At 68.3% G+C, this 23,863-nt stretch carries 19 protein-coding genes and 2 tRNA genes; 6 read left to right on the top strand and 15 right to left on the bottom strand.

Annotation, left to right across the window (positions count from 1 at the left end; translation table 11 throughout):
- Positions 1 to 104 precede the first annotated feature (104 nt).
- Positions 105 to 602, top strand: coding sequence for a hypothetical protein (locus ACULPM_RS07070; protein ID WP_445331589.1), 498 nt, complete (start codon positions 105 to 107; stop codon positions 600 to 602).
- Between the two features lie 171 nt (positions 603 to 773).
- Here the strand turns inward: ACULPM_RS07070 and ACULPM_RS07065 are convergent, their stop codons facing one another.
- From ACULPM_RS07065 to glgB, 5 genes are all read right to left on the bottom strand, one after another.
- Positions 774 to 2,141, bottom strand: a complete 1,368-nt coding sequence (locus ACULPM_RS07065; RefSeq protein WP_445331588.1) for a sensor histidine kinase — start codon at positions 2,139 to 2,141, stop codon at positions 774 to 776.
- The gene (locus ACULPM_RS07060) at positions 2,122 to 2,817 is read right to left on the bottom strand and encodes a response regulator transcription factor (protein ID WP_445331587.1); all 696 of its coding nucleotides are present in this window, start codon (positions 2,815 to 2,817) and stop codon (positions 2,122 to 2,124) included. Before ACULPM_RS07060 ends, ACULPM_RS07065 begins: the two co-directional genes overlap by 20 nt.
- A complete protein-coding gene (locus tag ACULPM_RS07055) occupies positions 2,810 to 3,601 on the bottom strand; it encodes a hypothetical protein (RefSeq protein WP_445331586.1) in 792 nt (263 codons plus the stop codon). Before ACULPM_RS07055 ends, ACULPM_RS07060 begins: the two co-directional genes overlap by 8 nt.
- A gap of 175 nt (positions 3,602 to 3,776) precedes the next feature.
- On the bottom strand, positions 3,777 to 5,006 hold the full coding sequence (locus tag ACULPM_RS07050; protein WP_445331585.1) for an argininosuccinate synthase: 1,230 nt from the start codon (positions 5,004 to 5,006) through the stop codon (positions 3,777 to 3,779).
- A 445-nt stretch (positions 5,007 to 5,451) separates the two neighbouring features.
- Positions 5,452 to 7,272, bottom strand: coding sequence for a 1,4-alpha-glucan branching enzyme (gene glgB, locus ACULPM_RS07045; protein WP_445331584.1), 1,821 nt, complete (start codon positions 7,270 to 7,272; stop codon positions 5,452 to 5,454).
- Positions 7,273 to 7,417: 145 nt separating this feature from the next.
- Between glgB and ACULPM_RS07040 the strand changes: the two genes are divergently transcribed.
- Positions 7,418 to 7,957, top strand: coding sequence for a TetR/AcrR family transcriptional regulator (locus ACULPM_RS07040; RefSeq protein WP_167930733.1), 540 nt, complete (start codon positions 7,418 to 7,420; stop codon positions 7,955 to 7,957).
- A gap of 117 nt (positions 7,958 to 8,074) precedes the next feature.
- Here ACULPM_RS07040 and rpiB read toward each other — a convergent pair whose 3' ends face one another.
- The 7 genes from rpiB to ACULPM_RS07005 all read right to left on the bottom strand — a co-directional run bounded on the left by rpiB (position 8,075) and on the right by ACULPM_RS07005 (position 12,967).
- Complete coding sequence (rpiB, locus tag ACULPM_RS07035; RefSeq protein WP_445331583.1) at positions 8,075 to 8,542, bottom strand: ribose 5-phosphate isomerase B; 468 nt, start codon at positions 8,540 to 8,542, stop codon at positions 8,075 to 8,077.
- A gap of 32 nt (positions 8,543 to 8,574) precedes the next feature.
- On the bottom strand, positions 8,575 to 9,519 hold the full coding sequence (locus ACULPM_RS07030; RefSeq protein WP_445331582.1) for a transketolase family protein: 945 nt from the start codon (positions 9,517 to 9,519) through the stop codon (positions 8,575 to 8,577).
- Between the two features lies 1 nt (position 9,520).
- Positions 9,521 to 10,351, bottom strand: coding sequence for a transketolase (locus tag ACULPM_RS07025; RefSeq protein ID WP_167930736.1), 831 nt, complete (start codon positions 10,349 to 10,351; stop codon positions 9,521 to 9,523).
- Positions 10,352 to 10,398: 47 nt separating this feature from the next.
- Positions 10,399 to 11,079: a transaldolase family protein gene (locus ACULPM_RS07020; protein ID WP_445331581.1), complete on the bottom strand. Its 681-nt coding sequence runs from the start codon at positions 11,077 to 11,079 to the stop codon at positions 10,399 to 10,401.
- A 329-nt stretch (positions 11,080 to 11,408) separates the two neighbouring features.
- Positions 11,409 to 11,484, bottom strand: a tRNA-Lys gene (locus ACULPM_RS07015).
- 30 nt (positions 11,485 to 11,514) lie between these two features.
- A complete protein-coding gene (locus tag ACULPM_RS07010) occupies positions 11,515 to 12,795 on the bottom strand; it encodes an aminopeptidase (RefSeq protein ID WP_445331580.1) in 1,281 nt (426 codons plus the stop codon).
- Positions 12,796 to 12,892: 97 nt separating this feature from the next.
- Positions 12,893 to 12,967, bottom strand: a tRNA-Gly gene (locus ACULPM_RS07005).
- A 185-nt stretch (positions 12,968 to 13,152) separates the two neighbouring features.
- Here ACULPM_RS07005 and ACULPM_RS07000 point away from each other — a divergent pair.
- The gene (locus tag ACULPM_RS07000; RefSeq protein WP_167930739.1) at positions 13,153 to 13,695 is read left to right on the top strand and encodes a biotin transporter BioY; all 543 of its coding nucleotides are present in this window, start codon (positions 13,153 to 13,155) and stop codon (positions 13,693 to 13,695) included.
- 439 nt (positions 13,696 to 14,134) lie between these two features.
- Here ACULPM_RS07000 and ACULPM_RS06995 read toward each other — a convergent pair whose 3' ends face one another.
- Positions 14,135 to 16,693: a hypothetical protein gene (locus tag ACULPM_RS06995; RefSeq protein WP_445331579.1), complete on the bottom strand. Its 2,559-nt coding sequence runs from the start codon at positions 16,691 to 16,693 to the stop codon at positions 14,135 to 14,137.
- Positions 16,694 to 16,854: 161 nt separating this feature from the next.
- Here ACULPM_RS06995 and ACULPM_RS06990 point away from each other — a divergent pair, with 161 nt between their 5' ends.
- Positions 16,855 to 17,820 (top strand): helix-turn-helix transcriptional regulator, encoded by a 966-nt coding sequence (locus tag ACULPM_RS06990; RefSeq protein ID WP_167931135.1) that lies wholly within the window; start codon positions 16,855 to 16,857, stop codon positions 17,818 to 17,820.
- The gene (locus ACULPM_RS06985) at positions 17,810 to 18,727 is read left to right on the top strand and encodes a helix-turn-helix transcriptional regulator (RefSeq protein ID WP_445331578.1); all 918 of its coding nucleotides are present in this window, start codon (positions 17,810 to 17,812) and stop codon (positions 18,725 to 18,727) included. Before ACULPM_RS06990 ends, ACULPM_RS06985 begins: the two co-directional genes overlap by 11 nt.
- A 19-nt stretch (positions 18,728 to 18,746) precedes the next feature.
- On the opposite strand, the gene ACULPM_RS06980 is transcribed toward ACULPM_RS06985, so the two are convergent.
- Positions 18,747 to 21,683, bottom strand: a complete 2,937-nt coding sequence (locus ACULPM_RS06980; protein ID WP_445331577.1) for a helicase C-terminal domain-containing protein — start codon at positions 21,681 to 21,683, stop codon at positions 18,747 to 18,749.
- Positions 21,684 to 21,686: 3 nt separating this feature from the next.
- A complete protein-coding gene (locus tag ACULPM_RS06975) occupies positions 21,687 to 22,655 on the bottom strand; it encodes a D-alanine--D-alanine ligase family protein (RefSeq protein WP_445331576.1) in 969 nt (322 codons plus the stop codon).
- A gap of 105 nt (positions 22,656 to 22,760) precedes the next feature.
- Between ACULPM_RS06975 and rlmN the strand changes: the two genes are divergently transcribed.
- Positions 22,761 to 23,834, top strand: a complete 1,074-nt coding sequence (gene rlmN / locus ACULPM_RS06970; protein ID WP_445331575.1) for a 23S rRNA (adenine(2503)-C(2))-methyltransferase RlmN — start codon at positions 22,761 to 22,763, stop codon at positions 23,832 to 23,834.
- The last annotated feature ends 29 nt before the right edge of the window (positions 23,835 to 23,863 follow it).

The raw sequence follows: 23,863 nt of genomic DNA, 5'->3' as shown, positions 1-23,863 counted from the left end.
GGGGCCGGGCAGGAGGTTCAGGAACGCGCGGAGGGAGAAGAGGGAGAACGAGGAGTGGGTCGCAGCGGCGATCGCCGAGGCGACGAGGGAGCGGATGACTAACTATGCCGCTCGTTAGGGGCCACATTCGAAGAATTCGTCTCAACGAGCGGCAGGACAATCCGTGGGAGCTCGTCAGAAGGGGGTGCGCGGGCGCGCGCGTTCCCGACATAGTCCTCGACGACTGTCCCGTTGGCTTCAACTATGACGGGCGCGACCACCTTGACCTCGAGGCAATTGCGGCCGCGGCCGAGAACAAGGACGAGCTTGGCCGCGCACTGGGCTCCCTACGCCGTAAGTACGTTGATGATAGGAGGAGGGACCGGGAGCTGGCCGCTCAGGGCCGTCTTGTCATGTCGGTCGTTTCCGAGGATCTGTTTGACCATGGCGGCCTCGACATTGTCATTCTTGAGGCGCTCATGGCATCGGAGCGCCTCGGCGGGCCCCGCGCGAAGGACGTGGTACCCGAGGAGGTGTGGACCCCGGAAGAGACGAGGGCGCGCCAGCAGCTCATCTGGTCCCTGCTGCCGTGGGAAGGAGGGGGTTCGCTCGGGCCCTGCTAGCCCGCTGGCGCCCGGTCTTGGCGGGGACCCCAAAATTAATCCGCCCTGTGGCGCCGATGGTCGACAAAAGGCCAGTTGGCATTTCAGCGAGGGCGCCACAGGGCGGATTAATTTTGGGCCCTCGCGAAGCACCTTCCGAATACGCAGCCCAAACGCGGGCCCAGGAGAAGATCACGACCGCGGTATCCGCACGGTGAAGCGCGACCCAACGCCCTCGCGCGCTACCAGGTCGATGGTCCCGCCGTGCCGCTCGACGATCCAGCGGGCGATGGAGAGGCCGAGGCCGGTCCCCTCCTTGGAGACGTCTCGCGCGGCGTCGGCGCGCCAGAAGCGCTCGAAGACATGCCCGGCCTCCTCGGGGGTCATGCCGATGCCCTCGTCGCGCACGGAGTAGGACACGCCTCCGTCGTCGGACGCGACGCCTAGGGTTATCGCGGTGCCCTCCGGAGAGTAGCGCGCGGCGTTCTGCACCATCACACGAATCGACTGCTTGAGCATCGACGCATCGCCGATGACCACGTAGCGCGCATCGCTTGCCGCCTCTCGACCAAACCCCAGCCTGTAGTCGTGACCCGAGTCGATCATGGCAGACTCGTCGGCCACCTCAGCCGAGAGGGCGGCTAGGTTCACCGGCGCGCGCTCCAGCACGTTGCGCCCCGAGTCCCCGCGCGCCAGGAAGAGCAGCTGCTCAACAAGCTCCTGCATGTGCGCGCCCTCGGCCTTGAGGGCGGCGATGGACTCCTCAAGCACCGCGCGGTCATCCTTGCCCCAGCGATCGAGCATGTTCACGTAGCCCTGAATCACCGCGATCGGCGTGCGCAGCTCGTGACTCGCGTCCGAGACAAAGCGAATCTGCTGGAGCTTGGCCTCCTGCATCTGGCGCAGAAGCCCGTTCAGCGCCACCTCGATGCTCGCAAGGTCATCCACGCCGGTCGACACCTGGGGCGAATCCACGCTCGCACGCTCGATTGCCTGCTCGAGGCTCTCGATCTTGCTCGCGTCCATGATGCCCTTGGAGCCAAGCGCCTCGGCCCGGAGGGCGAGGGCGTTGAGCGGCTTCAGGCGCCGGCGCACGCGCCGGATGTCGGAGAAGATGCCCAGCAGGCTCAGGGCCTCGAAAGCCAGAAGCAGGGCACCGACCGGCCAGAGGACAAGCAGGTCGCGTCCCACGGGGAAAAACCACTCTCCACCCGACGCCGGAGCGACTCGGAGCGCAAGCGCCCCGAGGCCGCTCAAATCAGGGCCAAAGCCCCAGGCGAGGGCGAGGGCGGTGTCTCCCGCCGGCACGAGCCCGTAATACGTCAGCGCACGTTCCGGCAGATAGCGAGCATATCCCACCCACAGGGCAGCCAGTACGGCGAGAAGGGCCAGCAGGTCCACAACCACCCACCGAGCAAGGCGCCTCCACCAGAAGCCCCACGCGACGCGGCGGGCTATGGACGAGGACCGGCGGGCGGCGTCGGGGGCCGGGGTGGCCGGGGCCTCCTCGGGCGGTCTCGGTCGGTCGACGCTCGCGGCGTCAGGATTCTCTGACGACATAGCCCACCCCTCGAACGGTAGTGATGAGCTTTATCCCAAAGCGGTCGTCGAGCTTTGCGCGCAGGTGCGCGATGTGCACGTCGACCACGTTGGTCTCGCCCACGTAGTCATAGCCCAAGGCCTCGCGCGCGAGCTGCTCGCGCGTGAGGACGCGACCGACGTGCTCCATGAGGGCGTGCAGCAGATCGAACTCACGAACCGTCAGCTCCACGGGCTCGCCGAGGGCGGTCACCTCGTGGCGATCGGCATCGAGCGACACGCCGCAGGCAGTGAGGGGAAGCGGCGAGGAGGCTCCGGGCGCGGCGGGAGGAGAAGCCGCATGGCGCTTGAGTGCCACGCGCACGCGTGCGAGCAGCTCCTCGATGGCAAACGGTTTGGTGACGTAGTCATCTGCCCCGGCATCGAGGCCGGCGACCTTGTCCATCACGGCATCGCGGGCCGTGAGCATGATGATCGGCACGTTCTTCTCGCGCCGGACACGGCGCAGGACCTCCATGCCGTTGAGCTTGGGAAGCAGGATGTCGAGAAGAACGAGGTCAAAGTCGTCGCCAAGAGCTCGCTCCACGCCCGCGCGTCCATCCGCCACACGCTCGACCTCGTATCCCTCGTGGGCAAGCTCGAGTTCGACGAAGCGGGCAAGCTTCTCCTCGTCCTCGACGAGCAGGATTCTAGTCATGATCGGGGTCCCCCTCGACGGGGCCTGCGTCGCCGGCGGAGTCCGCGCGCGTGGTGTCCCCCGTATCGTCTGCAGAATCATCCGACGTGAGCGACGTGTCCTCTTCCGAGGCCGTCTCTGTCCCGGGCTTCTCCGCCACGGGCTCGGCGGGAGTCGCGGGGGCGACGGAAGGTGCCGGCGAGGCCATTGGCCGCGGCGGGCCAGCAGGCGTCATGACGGGCGCCTGAGCGGCCGGAACAGACCTCGAAACCGGCGAGGGCTCGGCACCCGGCCGCTCTATGCGACAGGCAAAGACAAGGTAGAAGAACCACACAACAGGGGCCGCCAGGATAAACGGAAAGAGGATTCCCCAGATGTAGTAGTGGCTCTGCAGCGTCTGAGGCACGAGCATCAGCCACGCCGCCGTTCCCAGCACGGTGCCCAGCAGCGGTAGCGTCAGAGGCCGGTCGCCGCCGCGACGCGAGACGACCTTGGTGTCCATGCCGCGCCGTACCGCGCGGGCAATCGCGTCGCGCATGCTGCCCAGCCAGCGCGTCAGCACGCGCAGCCCCGACTGGGACGAGCGCGCGTAGCCGGCCTGCGCCTCGTACATCTCGCCGGAGATGCCCGCCGGCGGAACGGCCGTGGTGACGTGTGCGGTCCTCGTCTGGGAGCGACCCTGCGTCTCGAGCCAGACCAGCGCGTCGAGCAGGTCGTCACCACAGGCGTCGAGCGCCTCCTTGGCGTCCGTGTACCCGACGTCCGCCTTCTCGCGCACGAGCTCGACCAGTTCTATCCTCTCCATGGCGACCGCCTCTCTCGTTGTCGGCCAATCTCATCCTGTACCCATGGTCACAGGCCAAGATTAACCGTAGCTTGAGGGGCGATTAACGTTGTCTTTGGTTTTGCCGCACAAAGAACGGCCGGTCGGGACATCCGACCGGCCGCATGCAAACTGGGTGCTGTCCCCAATTGGCAGCCTAGTGGACAGGCTGCAGGCCGGAGCCGGGGCCCTGAACCTTGGACCAGGTCTTGGACTGCAGACCATGGAGAACGATGAAGCCCTCGGCGGCGGAGTGGTCGAAGGAGTCGCCCTCGTCGTAGGTGGCGAGGTTGTAGTCGTAGAGGCTGTAGGCGGAGCGCACGCCGTCCACGAACAGGCCGCCCTTGCAGAGGATGATGCGCACGTCACCGGTCACGTACTTCTGCGTGTAGGCGTTGTACGCGTCGATGGCGTTGCGGTTCTGGCTGAACCAGAGGCCACGGTAGACCGTGGAGGCCCACTCGACGTCCATCTTGGCCTTCTGCTTGAGGGTCTCGGCGTCGAGGCAGAGCTGCTCGAGCGTCTGGTGAGCCTGGATGAGCAGGAGGGCGGCCGGGCACTCGTAGCACTCGCGGCTCTTGATGCCCACGACGCGGTCCTCGATCATGTCGATGCGGCCGTAGCCGTTGCGGCCGGCGATCTCGTTGGCCTTGATGATGAGGCTGAGCAGATCCATCTTCTCGCCGTTGATGGCCACAGGCGTGCCCTCCTCGAAGGAGATCACGACCTCCTCCGGCTCGGCGGGGCAGTCCTCGAGGTTGTTGGTCATCGTCCAGATGTCCGCGGGCGGCTTGTTCCAGGTGTCCTCGAGCACGCCGCACTCAATCGCGCGACCCCAGAGGTTGTCGTCGATGGAGTAGGGCTTCTTCTTGGTGGTGGGCACGGGCACGCCGTTGGCCTCGGCCCACTCCATCTCGGAGTCACGCGTGGTGAGGTCCCACTCGCGCACGGGGGCGATGATCTCCAGCTCGGGGTCGAGCGCGCGGATGCAGGTCTCAAAGCGCACCTGGTCGTTGCCCTTGCCGGTGCAGCCGTGGGCAATGTACTTGGCGCCGTACTGGTGCGCGATGTCGACGAGGTGCTTGGAGATCAGCGGACGGGACAGCGCGGAGAGCAGCGGGTAGACGCCCTCGTACTTGCCGTTGGCCCAGATGGCCTTGGAGAGGATCTTCTCGGCGTACTCGGCGCGCATGTCGATGGCCTCGGAGGCGATGGCGCCCATGTCGAGGGCCTTCTGCTTGATCCAGGAGAGGTCCTTCTCGTCCTGGCCCACGTTGCCGCAGATGGCGATGACGTCGAGGTTCTTCTCGATCTGCAGCCACTTGACGATGACGGACGTGTCAAGTCCGCCGGAGTACGCGAGTACGACCTTTTCCTTCTCAGCCATGATGGTTTCCCTTTCGCTTCTGGGTGTTGGATGCGTCTACACAAGAATGCCCCGACGTCGCGGGGCGCAGGAGCTCGGTCTGTCGAGAAGAACCGTCAAGCTAGAGCGTCGCGCGCGACATCGCGGGCGAGATTCGTCGGTTCTGGCGTCGGGCGAGCTGGGAGGAGGCGGCACACGCGTGCGCGCTGTGAACGTTCATCAACGTTGGCCTCCTCAGTAGTTGAGCGAGCGCGGGCTATTGGCCCGCGGCTGTCTGACGTGGCTGACTATAGGGCTTGTTCACGGCATCGGGCGGCCTCTGGCGAGAAGCGACTCATTGTTGAAACATTTGCCGCCGTGCCGCCGGCGTCGGGTTCGCGCCACTGGCGTCAGGTTTATTTGGCACACAAGTCCGTGTGCCAAATAAACCTGACGCCAGTGGCGCGCGGCGCCGGCGGCACGAACCCTACGCCAGAAGCGCGAGAACCCCTGAGAGCGGGGCCAGCTCAGCGATCAAGCGACCCTCCTCAACACGACAGACGGTCTCCCCGTCCGGCGTGGAGCCGCCGTAGCGCTGCCAGTCCGTGTCGAGAAGAACCTCCGCCCCGGACGCCCCCGCGGCATCCGCCGGTAGCGGCACCGCGTACTCGTGCGCGGCCGAGTCCAGGTTGAAGAGCGCGGCGACCCGCTCGCCCCCGCCCCGCCGCAGGATGGCGGTGCAGCACGGTGCCAGCTGTTCGCAGTCGAGCCACGCAAAGCCGTCCGCGCGGTAGTCGCGCTCCCAGAGCGCCGGATGCGCGCGGTACGCCACGCCCAGCTCGCGGCGGAAGCGCAGGAAGGCATCGTGCACGGGGTACTCCAGCAGGCACCAGTCCTGCTCGCGCTTCTCGTCCCACTCGCGGAGCTGGGCAAGCTCGTTGCCCATGAAGTCGAGCATCTTGCCCGGGTGCGCCGCCATGTAGAGATAGATCGCCCGAGCCTGCGGGAACTTCCCGTCATAGCCGCCGTCCATCTTCTGCGCGATCGTGGCCTTGCCGTGCACCACCTCGTCGTGGCTCAGGGGCAGCAGGTAGCGCTCGTTGGGGAAGTACATCATCGAGAACGTGAGCCGCCCCTCGGCGTGGCGGCGCTCCTCCGGGGGCGCCTGGAAGTACGAGAGCGTGTCGTGCATCCAGCCGAGGTCCCACTTGTAGTCAAACCCCAGGCCGCCCTCGGCCGTGGGGCGCGTGACGCCGGGAAAGCCGCTCGAATCCTCGGCGATGAGCATGCAGCCGGGATGGCGCTCGTGCAGGCCGTCGCAGAGCGCGCGCAGGAAGTCAGCGCCCATGCCGTTGACGCCACGCCGCTCGTCGCCCTGCCAGTAGACGATGCGGCTCACGGCGTCCAGGCGCAGCCCGTCGAAGTGGTACGCGCCCAGCCAGAGGTCCGCGGCGGAGGCAAGCAGGCTCCTCACCTCGCCGCGCGAGTGCATGAAGTTGTGGCTGCCCCACTCGGAGACGCCCACGGCGTCGTTGGGGTACTCGTAGAGCGGGGTGCCGTCAAAGTGGGCGAGCGCCCACGCATCGGTGGCAAAGTGCACGGGGACAAAGTCCAGGATCGCGCCTATCCCCGCCTGGTGGAGCCGGTCAACCAGGCCCATGAGCTGCTCGGGCGCGCCATAGCGGCTGGTTGCCGAGAAGGGCGCGCAGCCCTGGTAGCCCCAGGAGCCGTCGAAGGGATGCTCAGCGAGAGGGAGAAACTCCACGTGCGTGCAGCCGAGCTCGGTCACGTACGGTATGAGCAGGTCGGCGAGCTCGTCGTAGGTGTACCAGTCATCCGTCTCCGGCCCCGGCTTTCTCCACGAGCCGGCATGGAGCTCGTAGATGCTGAGCGGCCGGTCCTGGCACGCCGTGCGAGAGGCCATCCACGCGGCGTCCGCAAACTCGTAGTCCCCGAGGTCGTGCACCACGGAGCGATGCGCGGGACGCAGCTCCATTCCCAGGCCGTAGGGGTCGCAGTGGTCCTGGAAGCCGCCGCCAGGCAGGTAGACGCGGTACTCGTAGGCGTCCCCCGCGCGCACGCCGGGAACGTGCGCCTCCAGGAACGCTCCGTTGAGGCAGCGCGTCATGGGCACCTCTCGCGTCTCGCCGCCGGGCGCGCCAAGAAGGACGCTCACGCCCGCCGCCGCAGGCGCCAGCACGCGAAAGTCCGCCCCGTCGCCGGAGAGGCGAGCCCCCATCCAGCGCCACGCCTCAAACTCGCGCCCGTCGTAGAAGGCCCCCAGGTCAACGTTGTCCCATGTGCTCATGGCCCTCCCTTGGTCCCAACGGCCACGTTTATATACGGTCGTCCAGTATTTGACTAGAATCAATGTACCCAGAGACTCATGAAACGGCTAGCCACAGCTTTTGATCTTCGTCCATTACTGGACGATTCTGACAAGGAGACAAGAAGTGGATCTGAGGACAAGAAAGACCCTGAGGTCTCTGCGTGCGGCGTTTCTCGACCTGAGACGCGATCGCCCGCTTGCACGCATCACGGTCCGGGAGCTCTGCGAACGCGCGGAAGTCAGCAAGGCCACGTTCTACCTGCACTACCACAGCATCGTCGACCTCTCGACTGAACTGCAGGAGGAGCTCGTGCATCGGGTGGTCGACGAGCTGGAGTCGCCGGGGGCGTTCCTGTCCGATCCGCGCCGCTTCGCGCGTGAGCTCTTCTCGGCGTTCATCGTGCATGGAGATGAGGTGGACACGCTCTTCTCGCGCGGGGAGGAGCATGCCCTCGTGGAGAGCGTCGAGCGCGAGCTGCGGGAGCGCGTCCTCGAGGCGAGCCCGGAGCGTGCGAAAGACCTGCGCTTCAACGTGCTGCTCGCCTATCAGGTGCACGGGAGCCACGCCGCCTACATGCGCTACGCGCGCGGCGTTGGCGAGAAGGACCGTCGGCTCGTCATAGACGCCATCGCCGACGCCGCCGAGGCCGTGGCGCGGCTCTGATCTGACAAAGCTGCCACTGCGCCGCCCGTCACGCCACTGGCGTCAGGTTTATTTGGCGCACGGGTCCGTGCGCCAAATAAACCTGACGCCAGTGGCGTGACGCCGGCGGCGCGTTCCTTACTCCTCGGCGGCTGCGAGGGCCTGGGTCTCCTCGATCTCCATGATCTGCGCGACGCGACGGGCGTGGCGGCCGCCCTCGAACTCGGCGTCCAGCCAGGCGTCGACGATCTGCTTGGCCACCTCGGGGCCGACGACGCGGGCGCCGAAGCAGATGATGTTGCTGTTGTTGTGACGCCTGGAGAGCTCGGCGGAGTACGGCTCCGAACAGACGCAGGCGCGGATGCCGTGCACCTTGTTGGCGGCGAGGCTGATGCCAACGCCGGTGCCGCAGATGAGGATGCCGCCGTCCACCTCACCGTCAGCCACGAGGCGCGCCACGCGGTAGCCGCTGATGGCATAGTCGAAGCTCTCGGGGGAGTTAGTCCCCACGTCGACGAGCTCCACGTCTCCGCGGTCGTTCAGGTGCTCGACGACCTCGGCCTTGATGGCGAGTGCGGAGTGATCGTTGCCAATGGCGAGCTTCATGTTCTTCTCCCTATCAGACAGATGAAGAGGGCCTACTCCTGGGCGAGAAGCCCCTCGACGGAGGCAACGATGCCCGCAGCGTCGAGATGGTACTTGTGCAGCAGGTCAAGCGCGGGGCCGGACTCGCCGAAGACGTCGTTCACACCGAGCTTGCGCGTGGGGACGGGGTGCTCGGCCAGCGCGGCGAGCACGGCGTCGCCCAGGCCGCCGATGACGGAATGCTCCTCGGCGGTGACCACGTGGCCGGTCTTGGCGGCGCTCGCGAGCAGGAGCTCCGAGTCGATCGGCTTGATCGTGTGGATGTTGATCACCTCGGCGGAGATCCCGCGGGAGGCAAGCTCCTCGGCGGCGGCAAGCGCCTCGCCAACCATGAGGCCGCAGGCCACGACCGTGACGTCGGTGCCCTCGCGCAGGACGATGCCCTTCCCGAGCTTGAACTCATAGGTCTCGGGATCGTTGACGACGGGGGTGGCCAGGCGGGCGAGGCGCAGGTACATCGGCCCCTCGTGCTCGTAGGCCGCCCGGGTGGCCGCGCGGGCCTCGACGTCGTCCGCGGGGACGACGACCGTCATGCCGGGGATGGCGCGCATGAGCGCGATGTCCTCGCAGCACTGGTGGGTGGCGCCGTCCTCGCCCACGGAGAGCCCGGCGTGGGAAGCGCAGACCTTCACGTTGAGACGCGGATAGCCGATGGAGTTGCGCACCTGCTCCCAGGCGCGGCCGGCGGCGAACATGGCGAAGCTGCTCACAAAGGCGGTGCGTCCGGTCGTGGCGATGCCGGCAGCGAGGCTCATGAGGTTCTGCTCGGCAATGCCCACGTCGAAGAAGCGGTCGGGATAGGCGGCCTTGAACTTGCCGGTCTGGGTGGAGGCGGCGAGGTCGGCATCGAGCACCACGAAGTCGTCGTGCTCGGCACCCAGCTCGACGAGCGTCTCGCCGTAGCTCACGCGCGTGGCCACCTTCTTCACGTCAGCCATCCTAGAGCTCCTTCCCAGCGGCCTCGAGCTCGGCGAGGGCCTGCTCGTACTGATCGTCGTTCGGTCCCTTGCCGTGCCAGTCGACCTCGTTCTCCATGAAGGAGACGCCCTTGCCCTTGACCGTCTCCGCGACGATGCACACGGGCTGCCCCGTGACCTCGCGCGCGGCGGAGAAGGCTGCGCGGACCTGTGCCATGTCGTTTCCGTCCGCGAGCTCGATCACGTGGAACTTGAACGCGCGGAACTTGTCGGCGATGGGCATCGCGGAGTTGACCTCCTCGATGGTGCCGTCGATCTGCAGGCCGTTGTGGTCCACGACCACCACGAGGTTGTCCAGGCCGTGGTTGCCGGCGAACATCGCGGCCTCCCAGACCTGGCCCTCCTCGATCTCGCCGTCGCCGAGGATGGCGTAGACGCGATAGCCGTCGTTCCAGACCTTGGACGCAAGCGCCATGCCCACGGCGGCCGAGACGCCCTGGCCGAGGCTGCCCGTGGACATGTCCACGCCGGGCGTGTCGTTCATGTTGGGGTGGCCCTGCAGGTGGCTGCCGATGTGGCGCAGCGTCTCGAGATCCTCCTTGGGGAAGTAGCCGCGCTCGGCGAGCACGGCGTAGAGCCCGGGCGCCGCGTGGCCCTTGGAGAGGACGAGCCGGTCACGGTCCGCCTTGCCGGGGTCCTTCGGGTCGACGTTCATCTCCTCGAAGTAGAGGTAGGTGAGGATGTCGGCGGCGGACAGCGAGCCGCCGGGGTGTCCCGACTTGGCGGCGTGGGTGCCCACGACGATGCCCTTGCGGACCTCGTTGGCAACCTTCCTGAGCTCGTCATCGGTCATGTGTTCTCCTTCTTGGGTGTCTGCGGGGGACGGCCTGCGCGGGGGCGCTAGGCCTGGGTGACCTTCTTCCAGTCAGCCTCGAAGCTGGCGAGGCCCTGGTCGGTGAGCGGGTGCTTGAGGCACTTCTTGAGCGCGCCGAAGGGCACGGTGGCGATGTCGGCGCCCATGAGCGCGGCCTGCGTCACGTGATGCGGCGTGCGGACGGAGGCCGTGATGATCTCAGGGCCGCCCTCCTCGTCCCAGTACCCGTAGGTGTAGTTCTTGACGGCGGTGACCACCTCGGCGAGGTGATCGAGGCCCTCGTCCCCGATGTCATCAAAGCGACCGACGAAGGGGCTGATGTAGCGCGCGCCGGCGCGGGCGGCGAGAAGCGCCTGCGGAGCGGAGAAGACGAGCGTCATGTTCACGCGAATCCCCTCGGAGGCGAGCTGGTGCGTCGCGGGCAGGGACGCCTCACAGATCGGCAGCTTGACCACGATGTTGGGGGCGAGCGCCGCAAGACGGCGGCCCTCCTCGACCATGGCCTCGGTCGTCGAGGCGGTGGACTCGGCCGAGACCGGCAGGCCCTCGCAGATCTGGCAGATCTTGACCATGTGCGGCTCGAAGTCGGCGAGCTTGCCGCCCGTCTTGGCGTAGAGAGACGGGTTGGTCGTCACGCCGGACAGGACGCCCCAGCTCGCGGCCTCGCGAATCTCGTCGAGGTCGGCGGTGTCGATGAAGAACTTCATGACGTTCCCCTTTCTGCCCGGCGTCGCACGCCGGTCATCCGTCCCAACTGGCATCGTACATAGTAGGCGCGCGTTTCTCTCAAGAGCGTGGATGCCGAGAAACACCACTACACGGCATGATACACGGCATGGGGTCAAACGCGGGCGAGGTCGGCATCTTAGGTTGATAATCGCCCCCTCTTTACACCCCTCTTCCTCGACCGGGTTTGAGGTCCCGGGCGGCAGGCCCCAAGGGCGAGAAGGGCGGGCCGCTCGGAGATTTACGCAAACGACGCGCGCACGAAAAGCAGGTCAGAGACCAAAACGGACTCTGACCTGCCATGATGCGATGGTGCGCCCTCAGGGGTTCGAACCCTGGGCCTTGGGATTAAAAGTCCCCTGCTCTGCCAGCTGAGCTAAGGGCGCGCGCTGACGATTCTATCACGGAGACGAGCGCTACTCCCAGGCCCACTGGCCATTCACGAAGACGGGGGTCTCGGTGCCATCGGCGGCGACGCCATAGATGTTCATGTCATCGGTGCCGATCATGAAGTCCACGTGCGTGCTGCTCTGGTTGACGCCGTGCTCGAGGAGTCCCTCCTTGCCGAGGCCCTCCCCGCCGGCGATGCACTCGGGAAAGCCCATTCCGAGGGCAAGGTGACAGCTCGCGTTCTCGTCGTAGAGGGTGTCATAGAAGAGCGTGTCGCTCTGACGAATGGGGGTGTTCTTGGAGACGAGCGCCACCTCGCCGAGGCGGCAGGCGCCCTCGTCCGTCTCGAGGATGTGGCGGAGGACCTCCTTGCCCTGCTCGGCACCGTAGTCGACCACGCGTCCGCCCTCGAAGCGCAGCCAGAAGTCCCGCACGATCTGCCCCGCGCGCACGAGCGGCAGGGCCGAGTGGACGACGCCCTCGGCGCGCATGCGGTCCGGCGCGGTAAAGACCTCCTCGGTGGGGATGTTGGGGAAGAAGGTCACGCCGGACTGCGTGCGACCGGCACCGCCGCCCCAGATGTGGCCGTCGGTGAGCCCCACCGTGAGGTCGGTACCGTTGGCGGACTCGTAGCGCAGCGCGTCGAAGCGATGGGAGTTGAGGAAGCGCTTGGTCTTCTCGAAGGAGGCGTTGTGCGTCTCCCAGGCGCTCTCGGGGTCCTCCCCGTCCGCGCGGGAGACCTCGAGGATGAGGCACCACAGCCGATAGACCGCCTCGGCGGGCGAGAAGTCGGGGAAGACCTCGCGCGCCCAGGCCTCGACGGGGACCCCCGCGATGCACCAGGCGTTGCGGCCGAAGTCCATTCCGTCACGGAAGGAGCGGCACTCGGTGTTGCGCGCCTTGGCGGCCGCCGCTGGCTTGGCCGGGTCGATGCCCTTGAGGGCCGAGGGGTCGGACCCCTCCAGGAAGAGGAACGCCGCGCCGTCGTCGGCGAGGGAGTTCAGCTGCTCCACCTGCCAGGAGGGCGTGTGCTCGAAGAACGAGAGCGGGCAGTTCTCATACGTGAGGCGGGACACGACGTCATCCGCCCAGATGACGGTCACGTGGCCCGCCCCGGCGCGATAGGCGGCCTCGACCACGCGCCGCGCAAAGTCCGCGCGCTCGACGGGAGCCTGGAGAACGAGCTCCTGGCCCTCGCGCAGGGAGACGCCCTTTCTCACGAGCAGGGTGGCGTAGAGGTCGAGCTGGCTGGAGAGGGCATCGGTTGCGACGCGGCACTCCTCGTCTGTCATGGGCAGAGGTGACACGATGCTGTTCCTTTCGACAATCTCATGCGGGCGCGCGCTGCGCGCATAAAGGTTCTACCCACATGGAAAGGGCCCCTTTCGGGGCCCTGACAATTTCTGGAGCGGGCAACGGGACTCGAACCCGCGAATGTCAGCTTGGGAAGCTGATGCCTTACCACTTGGCGATGCCCGCTTGCGAGAGCCGATTCTATCACACTCTGTCGAGAAGAACGGTGGCGCCGCGGGCGTCCACGCGATGAGCACGAGTGAGACGAGTCTGCGAGCCCTGCCCGGCGCTTCAGGCCAGCGATAGACTGGTAGTCTATATCTCCTGTCAGGCCGACGGCGGGACCGTGCACCCGCCGCGAGGGGGTTCTCATGAGCGCTGCCCAGACCTGCCGCCTCGGAGCGGCCGTTGCCCTTCTCGCCGTGTCCGCCATGGTGACGGTGCCGCTTGGGCCTGTCCCCTTCACCCTACAGACGCTCGTGCTCGCGATGCTGCCCGCCATTCTCGGCGGACGGGGTGCGGTGGCCGCGGTGGGGCTCTACCTGCTCGCCGGCGCGCTCGGGCTTCCCGTGTTCTCGGGGTTCTCAGGCGGCGTAGGGCAGCTCCTCGGGCCGACGGGCGGCTTCCTCTGGGGATTTCTGCTGGGGACCGCCCTCGGAGCGCCGTTGCTTCGCCTCCGCGCGGTACCCGACGCCGCGCGCCACGCGATGTGCGCCATGATGATGCTCGCCACCTCCTACCTGCTCGGAACGGCGCAGCTCGCCGCCCACCTCTCCATCTCGCTTCCCGCGGCGGCGCTCTCGGCAGTCGTTCCCTTCGTGCTCCCCGACGCCATCAAGCTGGGAGTCGGGGTTGCCGTGGGACTTCGCGTGAGGCGCGCGCTCGGAGCCCCATCAGCCATGACGAGCGCCTAGGGGCCACCTGACGAAGAACTCATGGAGGCCAGGAGCGCCGCGCAATCGGGGCTCCTGCCATTGAGCATGCGTTTTCTTAGCAAGCGGGGACCCTGAACAAGCCACGTGCCATCTTGTGCGCACCGCTCGTCAGCTGGCCGTCAGCGACGCAGGCGCTTCGTGTCAGGGGACGGAACGCGGCCCTTCGTATCGTGTGACCCACTCGGAGAGGAGGGCACATGAGAGATGTCAGGGGAAGAAGGCAGGGGACGAGAAGGACGGCGAGGCCGGGGAGGTCACGAGGGGGACCGACGGCGGTTCTCGTGGGAGGGGATCGCCTTGGCGGCGGCCACCCACCCGCGACGGGGCATGCGGGCCGTGCTCAGCTCAAAAGACTCGCCGCCGCCACGTAACCCGTGACGGCGGCGAGGAGGGCTCCTGGGAGTGGTGCGGGCGCGACCTAGGACCGGCGGATCATCTCGGTGACGATCTCGGCAACGGCGTGCGCCTGGTCGCCGGAGACGTTCTCCGCGACGTCGTCGAGGGTGCGGGAGAGGGCCGGCAGGCCGTTCTCGTCGATGCCCATGATCGTCGCGGCGCGCATCGACGAGCGCATGGCGGGATGGGCGTCCGTCGAGGTCCAGTCATAGCGCGCCTGACCCATCTCAACGTGGAGGTCGCGTGCCGCATTGGCGAGAAGGCGGCCGAGGCGGCGGTCGGAGCGCCGCGGGACGTCGGTCCCCTCGCGCGTAAGGACGGTGAGCTCGCCCGCGCCGACGCAGTCGAGGTTGACCACGAAGGCGCCGCGGACGTCACGGCGATGCTGGCTCAGGAACGACCTCATGCCGGCGTGGTCGAGCGCGGAGGCGCCGAGGGCAACGAACCAGATGTCGTGGGCGAGGAGCTCGTCATCCCCGAGGGAGAGGACGGCGTCGCGCAGCTCCTCCTCGGTCGGGGCGGCCTCCTCGTCCTCGACGAGCCTGAGGCCGCCGCGCGGGGCCGCGCCGCCGCGCCACATGGGGTCGTCGGCCTCCTCGTCCGAAGCTCCATCCTCGGGCTCGGCGGCGGACGGCGTCGTCAGGCGGGAGAACAGGCCCTTCGCGCGACCCAGGAATCCCGAGAGGGCGCCCTGGGAGGCGTCCTGTCCCTCGTCCTCGAGGGGCTGCTCCTCGGGCTGAAGGGCCGCGGCGGTGATGACGGGGAGGGACCCGGGGGCGCCGGAGGACCTGGTCGGGCGCGTCTTGCCCGTGCTGCCCAGCGGGTCGACCGCGCTATCGTTGGGGTCGGGGAGGTCGAAGAGGGTCGCCCTCCGCGCGACGTTGGAGACCTGGGGGCGATAGCCCGCCTTGCCCCACTCGGGGTCATCAGGGGCCTCGGGGCGCGGTGCCGCGACGGGAGACGAGGGCTGCGTGGCGTCGAGGTCGACCGCGGTGTCGCCCAGCTCGGTCAGCCCCGAGGAGTCCTTCGGCCCGACGCCGTGGCTCGTCTCGTCGTCCATCACGAGCGAGAAGCGGCCCGTGGAGAGAAGCTCGTCGCGGGTGGTCTGGTCATCTGAGACGGCAGCGAAGGGGGCCGTCTCCTCGACGGGCTCCACCGGGGCGGCTTGGGGCTCGGTGGGCTGCTCGGGCTCCTCGGCCGGGGCCGCGACCTCCTCGACGGCGGGAGTGGGCAGCGGCTCGTCCGCGGGCATGGGCGCGGGGACGTCCTCGACGGGCGCGTCATGCTGCCCCTCATCGGACGGGAGCTGTGCGGCCGCGTCGTCGGTCTCCTCGGCGGGAGCGGGGATGATGGAGCGCGCCATCTCCGTGACGCGTCCCAGGAGGCCCTCGGCGACCTGGCGGATGGTGTCGAGAGGGCTCGGGGAGTCGTGCTCGCCCTCGGGCTCAGGCTCGAAGTCGGGCTCGTCCATCGGGGCGGGCTCCGCCATCGCGACAGGCGCGGGGGCGGGAACGTCTATCGGAAGGGAGGCGGGAGCCGCGGCCCGGGGCGGGGCCGGGGCGGGCGCGGGGGCGGGTGCCGCTACGGGGGGCAGGTCATACTCGATCTCGCAGCCCTCCGGGAGGATGCCGAGCTCGCGCAGAACCTCGGCGCCGTGGCGGACGCCGACGACCTTCTCGGTCGGCGCGGCCGGCGCGGGGGCCGCTGCCGGCTCAGGGGCGGCGGCAGGCGCGGGCTCTTCCGGAGCCGAAGCGGCCTGGGGCTCGGGAGCGACATGGGCAGGGGCCGCGGGTGCCGGCTCCTCCTCGGGAACCTGGGGCTCCGGCTCAACGACGGGACGCGGGGTGGGGACGAGCCCGCTCGGGCGGACGTTCTCCATCACGCCCAGGAGGGACGCGACGGAGGCCTTGTTGTCGTTCGCCCCGAGGGTGCACGGGGAGACGCGCTCATAGATCGCCCCGACGGCGAGAAGGACGGCGGGAAGCGACGCGAGGATGCCCAGCACCCAGAACACGATGCGGGCGGGGGCGGGGATGAATCCCAGCAGCTGAACGAACGCGCACGCGGCGACGGCATACGAGCAGGGCGCCGAGACGCGGGAGATGAGCGGGAGGTAGGGAGCGATGGCCGTGGAGTAGAGGAAGTTCTCGTGAGGGGTGTCATAGTGCGCCACGACCACGATGGGACGGCTCCCCTTGATCACGAGCGGGCCGGTCGCCCGGTGCACGGCGATGACGTTCTGGCTCCTGGCGCTCGGGCCGATCGCCAGGGAGGGCTCCCTTCCGAACGCCCTCAGCAGGGCCAGCACGGCGGGCACGGCGGCAAGCAGGAAGCCGATGAGGGTGAGAGCCCCCACGCCGAAGCCCGAGACGAGCGCTCCGAGGAACATCGCGATGGATATGATCGCGGGAACCAGTCCGGAGACGGAGGGAACGTCAAACTCCTCGATGACGGGCTCAACGTCATGCTGGCCCATGAGGCTCGCAATGGTCTCGGCTGCCTGAAGCTCCTCCTGGCTGTTCGCAGGGGCGATGCCGACCCTCTGGTTGAGGTAATCCAAGTAGTCGTGAGTCATAGCCATACTGGGCGTCCTTTTGAAGAGTCTCGAAAGACGTGCTCATCCGGGTGCATACAATCAAGACAGTATACGTCTTATGCTTTTCTTTCGTTAAAAAGACGCAGATACGCCGGGCGGCGCACAGGTGCGCTCGGCAAGCGGGAGCGGGATGAGGGGTGTGTGGCATGAAGATCACGAAGGACGACGAACGGGCGAGGAGGATCTGCTCGCTCGCGCTCGCCTTCATGAACGCGGGCGCCCCCATCCCCTCATCGGACGTCGCGCGGGACTTCTATCCCGGCCTTTCCGCAGATAGCTTCCGCCGCGCGTGGTCGCGCGACCGAACGGTCCTCGCCGCATGCGGGGTGGTCGTCCTCGAGCGGCCAAACCCCGGCGAGGAGTCATCGTGGTCGGTCGACGAGGAGTCCTCGTACCCTGACGGGGCTGAGATCGGGGCCATGGAGGCGGCCGTTCTTGAGATAGCGTGTCAGCCCCTCATTGAGGACCCCTCCTTCCCGCTCGCCGGAGAGCTCCGCTTCGCGCTCGCCAAGCTGACGCGCGCCTTCGCCGAGCCGTCGCCGCTGAGCGCGACGCGGCGGGATGACGCCCGGCCCCTCGCCGCGCTCAGGGACGCCCTCACGGAGGGGTGCGCGGCGCGCATCTCCTACCGTGACGCACGCGGGAGGAAGTCCGAGCGCCTCGTTGCGCCCTATGCGTTCTTCGGGCTGCGCGGGGAGCTCTATCTCGTCGCCGGGAGGCTGCGGGACGACGGGTCCGTCGTCGAGGGCGGGACGAGGACCTATCGCGTCGACCGGGTCGACCGGGCCTGCGCCGTCGCCGACGTGCCCGTCTCGATACCCCCCGACTTCTCGGTTGACGACTGGAGGAGGCTCCCGTTCCAGATGGGCGAGACAACTGCCGTGGCACGCCTCGAGGTCCCGGCCGACCGCGAGAAGGACGTGCGGCGGGCGGCGGGCGGCAACGGGACGTTCTTCTCGCTGGGCGGTCGCACGATCTGGGAGGTAGAGGTGAGCAGCATCGCAGACGCGGCCAGCTGGTCCGTTGCGGAGGGCGTCGTACCCATCGGCCCGGCCGAGCTGGTCGCGGCGTGGCGGGGCGTGCTCGAGGGGGTGGTCGTCGATGCCTCGTAGGTCATCCTCCGGCAGGACCGGAGCGGTCGACGAGGCGAGAGAGCTCGTTGCCCTCGTCTCCAGCCTCTCCGAGGCGGGCGACGCGCTCTCCGCCGAGGCGGTGGCGTCCCGTCTGGGAACGACGGTCGAGCGCGCCGAGAAGCTCATAGGGCTCGTTGGGACCTCCTCCGCGTCGGGCGGGATAGGCCTCCCCCTCACCCTGGAGGATGACGGCGAGGCGACGCTCGCCTTCTCCGGAGGGATGCGCGGGAGGCGACTGCGCCTCACCCGGGGAGAGGCGGTCGCGCTATCGGCCGCGCTCGAGCGCCTGGGCGTGGGGCCGGACGACCCCCTGCGGGGGCGCCTCGAGGCGGCCCTCGGCTCCGAGCCCGTGCGGGAGGACCTCGTGCGGAGGGTCATCGGGTCGCGGAGCGGCACCGAGTCTGAGAAGGTCGAGTCGTGCGCGCGGGCCATCCTCGAGCGCGCCTCGCTGTCCTTCCTGTATCGAGGTGCGGGGGACGCGCGGGCGCGCCGTCGCAGCTGCGTGCCGCGCGCCATCAGGGCCGAGGGCGACTCCTGGTACCTCGACGCGCACGACCTGGACCGAGGGGGCGAGCGGACCTTCAGGCTCGACCGCATGGAGGAGGTCGAGCGGGGGCCGAGGGTCGCCGCGCCTAAGGGATGCGAGAAGGGCGCGGGCCGCGAGGTCGACGTCACCTTCGACGACTCGCACTACCTCGACCTGCTTCCCTGGCACGGCCTGCGCGTGACGGGCGCCGGGGAGGACGGCTCCGTAAGCGCTCGGATCGACTACTACGGCGGCATGTGGCTCCCGCGCATGATCGCCGCCTGCGGGGACGCCGCCCGGACCACGGACCCCGAGGTCGCCCGCCTCGTGCGGGAGTACGCGCGCGGCCTCCTCGAGTGACGGCGCCCGCCGCCCCTATCTAGTGGCTCGCACGCCAGAGCGAGAGGTAACGCCCCACGTTGGAGCTCTCGAGCCGCGTCACGTTCCTCGACGGCAGCGAGCTCACGAAGAGCCGGCCATAGCCCTTGCTCACGATGCGCGAGTCAGCGAGGACGAGGACCCCCGTGTCCGTCGACGAGCGGATCAGGCGTCCAGCGGCCTGCTTGACCGAGATGACGGCATCCGGCAGGGAGTACTTCCACCAGGCGCGGTCCTCGCGAAGGTCGCGCTCGCGCACGAGGGGGTCGTTGGGGCTCGCGAAGGGCAGCTTGGGGATGACCACGCAGCGCAGGGTATCGCCCGTGGCGTCGAACCCCTCCCAGAACGAGCGCAGGGCCATGAGCGAGAGCGAGGTCTCCTCCGTGAAGCGCTGGCGCAGGCGCCGCGGTGACGCTCCCTTGCTCTGGCAGACGACCTCGAGCCCCGCGGCGGCGAGGCGCGGCCTCAGGGACTCGTAGACGCGCTCCATGTCACGCCGGTTGGTGAAGAGCGTGAGGACCGAGCCGCCCATGGCCACGTGCACGTCAAAGAGGAGGTCCTCGAGGGCGGGCAGGTAGGCACGGTCGTTGGGGGCGGGCAGGTCGCGCGCCAGCACGACGGACATGTGGCCGTCGAAGTCGAAGCTCGAGTCAAGCCGAACGTCGCGATGGCTCCCCTCCCCAAGGAGGTCGAGGCCCACGGCGTGGTCGAAGTGGGAGAAGTCGTCTCCGACGGCGATCGTCGCCGAGGTGAAGATGACGCTCTGCATCTCGGGCAGCCACCTGCCGGCGAGATCGGCGCCCACGTCGAGCTTCTCGGCCACGAGCCGCTCGGACGCGATGCGGCGCTTGGAGCGCGAGAGCTGGGCCGAGTACACATAGGACTCGTCCGTCCCCTCGCAGATGAGCGTGATGCCAAAGAGGAGGTCGCGGAGAAACCGCGTGGACTCGCCGAGGTCCGCGGCGGCGGCCGGGGCCTCCTCGCCCAGCGCCTCTGAGGCCTCGGCGAGCTGCTTCACCGCCTCCGAGAGCGCGTCGACGGCTCGCTGCCCGGCGTCGGCGACCTCGCGCCACTCCTGCGTTCCCCGCACGTCCTCGCCGATCCACAGCGTGACGGCGTCGTACCCGCCGTCTCCGCGCGCCACGCCGGCGAGGCCGTGGACCGCGACGAAGAGGTCGGCCACGCTCACGGAGGCGCGGGCGAGGGTCGCCGAGGCCTTGGTGAGAAGGCCCACGAACAGCGTGGACCCCTCGAGCGTCATAGCCTGGACCATCAGGTTGTGGATGACGCCGGAGCCCGTGCCGCCGAGCAGCTCGAAGGCGGCGCGGGCCTCCTCGCCCGACACCTCCACGGCCCACTGTCGGCGTGCTTCGGACTCGAAGCCATGTGCCTCGTCGACCACCCAGTTCCTGATCGGCGGGAGGATCTTTCCCTCCGCCGTGACGTTTCTCAGCAGCAGCGAGTGGTTCGTCACCACCACGTCGGCCGCCGCGGCCCGCCGGCGCGCGCCGTGGAGCGGGCACTCGTTGGGGAAGTACGGGCACCTGCCGCGCAGGCACTCTCCGGGCGTCGTGGTGAGCATCGGGCGAGGGACGTAGCGCCACCTGATGCCGAGGGCGTCGAGGTCGCCGTCGGGGGACTGGCAGGCATAAGCGTAGGTGACCGCGATGGCCGTGAGCATGTCGCACGCCACCGCGTTGTCGGACCTCCCGTCGTGGGGGACCGCCGCCAGCGGCAGGTCCTCCCTCGCCGCACGGTCAAGGCGGTGCAGACAGGGATAGTGGTCATACCCCTTGAGGCTCGCGTAGGAGAGACCCCCGGGGATGGCCGCGGCGAGGGCGGGGAGCTCGTGGGAGACCAGCTGGTCGGTGAGCGCGTTGGTCTTGGTCGCCACGCCGACGGTGACGTTGTTCCTCTTGGCGAAGAGCGCCTCGGGGAGCAGGTACGCGATGGACTTCCCCACGCCCGTCCCCGCCTCGATCGCACGGTGCGTCGAGGTGGCGAGGGCCATCGCCACCTCGCGCGCCATGGCGACCTGCTCCGGGCGTCGCTCCATGCGCTCGTACATGCGCGAGACCACGCCGGCGGGCCCGAACTCGGCCGCGACCTCGTCGGGACCCGGCACCACAAGCGCGTCGAGCTCGGTCGCGTCGGGACGGGACTCCCCGCGCGCCTCGCGGACGAGCGCGGCGCGGGCCTCCTTGAGCGAGAAGGGCCGCGGTGACACGTCACCCTCCGACGCCAGGTAGGAGAGCACGGGCCTCATGGGCCACGTGACCTCCTCGTGCATGGCGGCGAGATGGGCAAGAAGGCCGCCGGGCAGGTCGCTCAGGGCAAGCAGCAGGATCCGCCACATCCCCGAGAGGGCGTCGACGTCATCTCCGGCCCGGTGGGTCACCCCCGCGCACCCGAAGGCCTCTGCCATGTCCGCAAGGCGGTGCGTGGAGAGTCTCGGCAGCGCGATGCGCGAGAGCGAGAGGGTGTCTATCCAGGTGTCGGAAACCTCGGCTCCTCCTGGGACCGCCTCGATGAAGGTGCGGTCGAAGGTCGCGTTGTGCGCGAGCACGGGCGAGCCGGCGACGAACTCCGCGAGGCCGGCCACGGCGTCGCGGGCGCTCGGCGCGTCCGTGACGTCACGGTTGGTGATGCCCGTGAGCTTGGAGATCTCCGCTGGAATGGGTCCTGTGGGGTGCACGAACGTCTCATAGCGAGACACCACCTCGCGCCCGGAGAGACGGGCGGCGGATATCTCGATGAGCTCACAGTCCTTGAACGAGAGACCCGTGGTCTCGGTGTCGAGCACCACGATGTCCTCCTCGAGCGGGCCGAACCCCCTGCCCTCTGCGCGCGCGGCGAGGCTCAGGTAGCGCCGCCGCACGTCATCGGGCGTCCCGGGGAGGATGATGTCCGCAAGGGCGGCGCCGGCGTGTTGTGTCATCGGCTAGTCGCGATCCTCCCCGCGCTCGAGCGCGTACTCGACGAACTTCGTGCACAGCTCGGGAAACTCGATGCCGCCGTGGCGGGCGGAGTCTGGGAGCAGGCTCTCGGCCGTCATGCCGGGAATCGTGTTGGTCTCAAGGATCACGGGCTCGCCCTCGGCGGTCACGATGAAGTCGCTGCGAGAGCAGCCCCGGCATCCGAGGGCTCGGTGCGCCCGGACGGCGAGGTCCTGGGCCTTCGCATATACGCCCGGATTCAGGCGGGCCGGGATGACGTGATGCATGGACGAGGGCTCGTACTTGACCTTGAGGTCGTAGAACTCGGCCCCCGTCACGATCTCGACGATGGGAAGCGCGCGCGGCTCGTCGTTTCCGATGACCGGGACGGTGATCTCCGTCCCCTCGACGCACTCCTCGATGAGCACGCGCCCGCCGCCCTCCGACGCCCGCGCGATGGCGTCGTTGACGCCCGCGCGCTCCGTCACGCGAGTGATGCCGAAGGAGGAACCGTTCGCCGCGGGCTTCACGAAGAGGGGCAGGCCAAGCTCTTCGACGAGCGAGTCCACCTGGTCGTCTGTGAGGGCCGTCCCCGCGGCGAGGTCCACGCCTCGCGGCGCGCGGATCTTCGCCGACTCGTAGACGGCCTTGGAGAGCTGCTTCTCAGACGCCACGGCGCTCGCCGCGACGCCCGAGAAGGTGTAGGGCATGTGGAGCACCTCGAGGAGGCCCTGGACGCAGCCATCCTCGCCATAGGAGCCGTGCATCGCAACGAAGGCCACGTCATATCCGCCGCTCATAAGGCGCGAAACAAAGTCTCTGCTCGCGAGGTCGATGACGTCGGCCGTCCCAAACCCCGCCTCCAGCAGCGCGCCGCGGCACTCATTGGCCGAGAGGATGGAGATATCCCGCTCGTCGGACCACCCCCCGCAGATGACGACGACCTTCTTGTTCAGCAGTTCCTGTCTGTCCATCAAAGCTCCTCCGGCGGGCGCGGCCCGTACGCTAGACTCTCAGGTGGAGTTTCCCCCCATGAGAATACTCCAGTGATGTGACACCACGAACGCGAGGGGCCAGAAATGCCGACGGCTGACGAGAAGAACCGACCGCTTGACACGGACACGGAGCGGCGTGACCTCCATACGCTCACGCACGGTGAGCTTGCCGAGATCCTCTCCGAGCTCGGTCAGCCCGCCTTTCGCGCCAAGCAGGTCGAGGAGTGGGTCTGGTCGAAGAACGCCCAGTCCTTCGATGACATGACCAACCTCCCCAAGTCCCTGAGAGAGGAGCTCGCACGTCGCCTCACGCTCGGGGGCGTCGAGGAGGTTGCGCGGCAGGTGTCGGTGGACGGCAGCAGGAAGTACCTGCTCAGATACCCCGACGGCGTGTCTGTCGAGTGCGTGGGCATGCCCTCCCGCGGCAGGCTCGCCGTCTGCGCCTCCACGCAGGCCGGCTGCGCCATGGGCTGCGCCTTCTGTGCCACGGGCGCCGCGGGGCTCACGCGCTCCCTCACCGCATCGGAAATCTATGAGCAGGTCATGCACGTCCGCGACGACTTCAACGACCGCGTCACGAGCGTGGTTCTCATGGGCCAGGGAGAGCCCTTCATGAACTACGACGCCTCCCTCGGCGCGCTGCGGAAGCTCAACGACCCCGAAGGCGCGGGCATCGGAGCCCGGCACCTCACGGTCTCGACCTGTGGCGTCATCCCCCAGATCATGCGTTTTGCCAACGAGCCCGAGCAGTTCACGCTCGCCATCTCGCTGCACTCCGCCGTACAGCGCACGAGAAACGCCCTCATGCCGGGCGTGAGGAAGTACTCACTTATCAACCTCTATAACGTCATGGGCGAGTACGTCAACAAGACCGGGCGGCGACCCACGTATGAATACGCCCTGATTGGGGGCGTCAACGACACGGAGAGCGAGCTTCAGGCATTGTGCGACTTCTGCGAGGGAACGCTCGCACACGTGAACCTCATTCAGCTCAACGAGGTCGAGGGGTCCAAGTTCCGGCCCTCGACGGAGCTTCGTGCGCAGGACTTCGTCCGCAGGCTGGCCAACGTTGGCGTGGAGGCCACCATCCGCAACTCGCGCGGCTCCGACATCGATGCCGCCTGTGGGCAGCTCAAGCAGCGCATCTCTCGTAGATAGCAACTCAGTTCGAACAAGAAGGGGCTCCT

Source organism: Thermophilibacter sp. ZX-H3 (assembly GCF_052599055.1).
The sequence above is the reverse complement of the archived record's forward strand: the minus strand, read 5'-3'. Positions and strand labels throughout refer to the sequence as shown.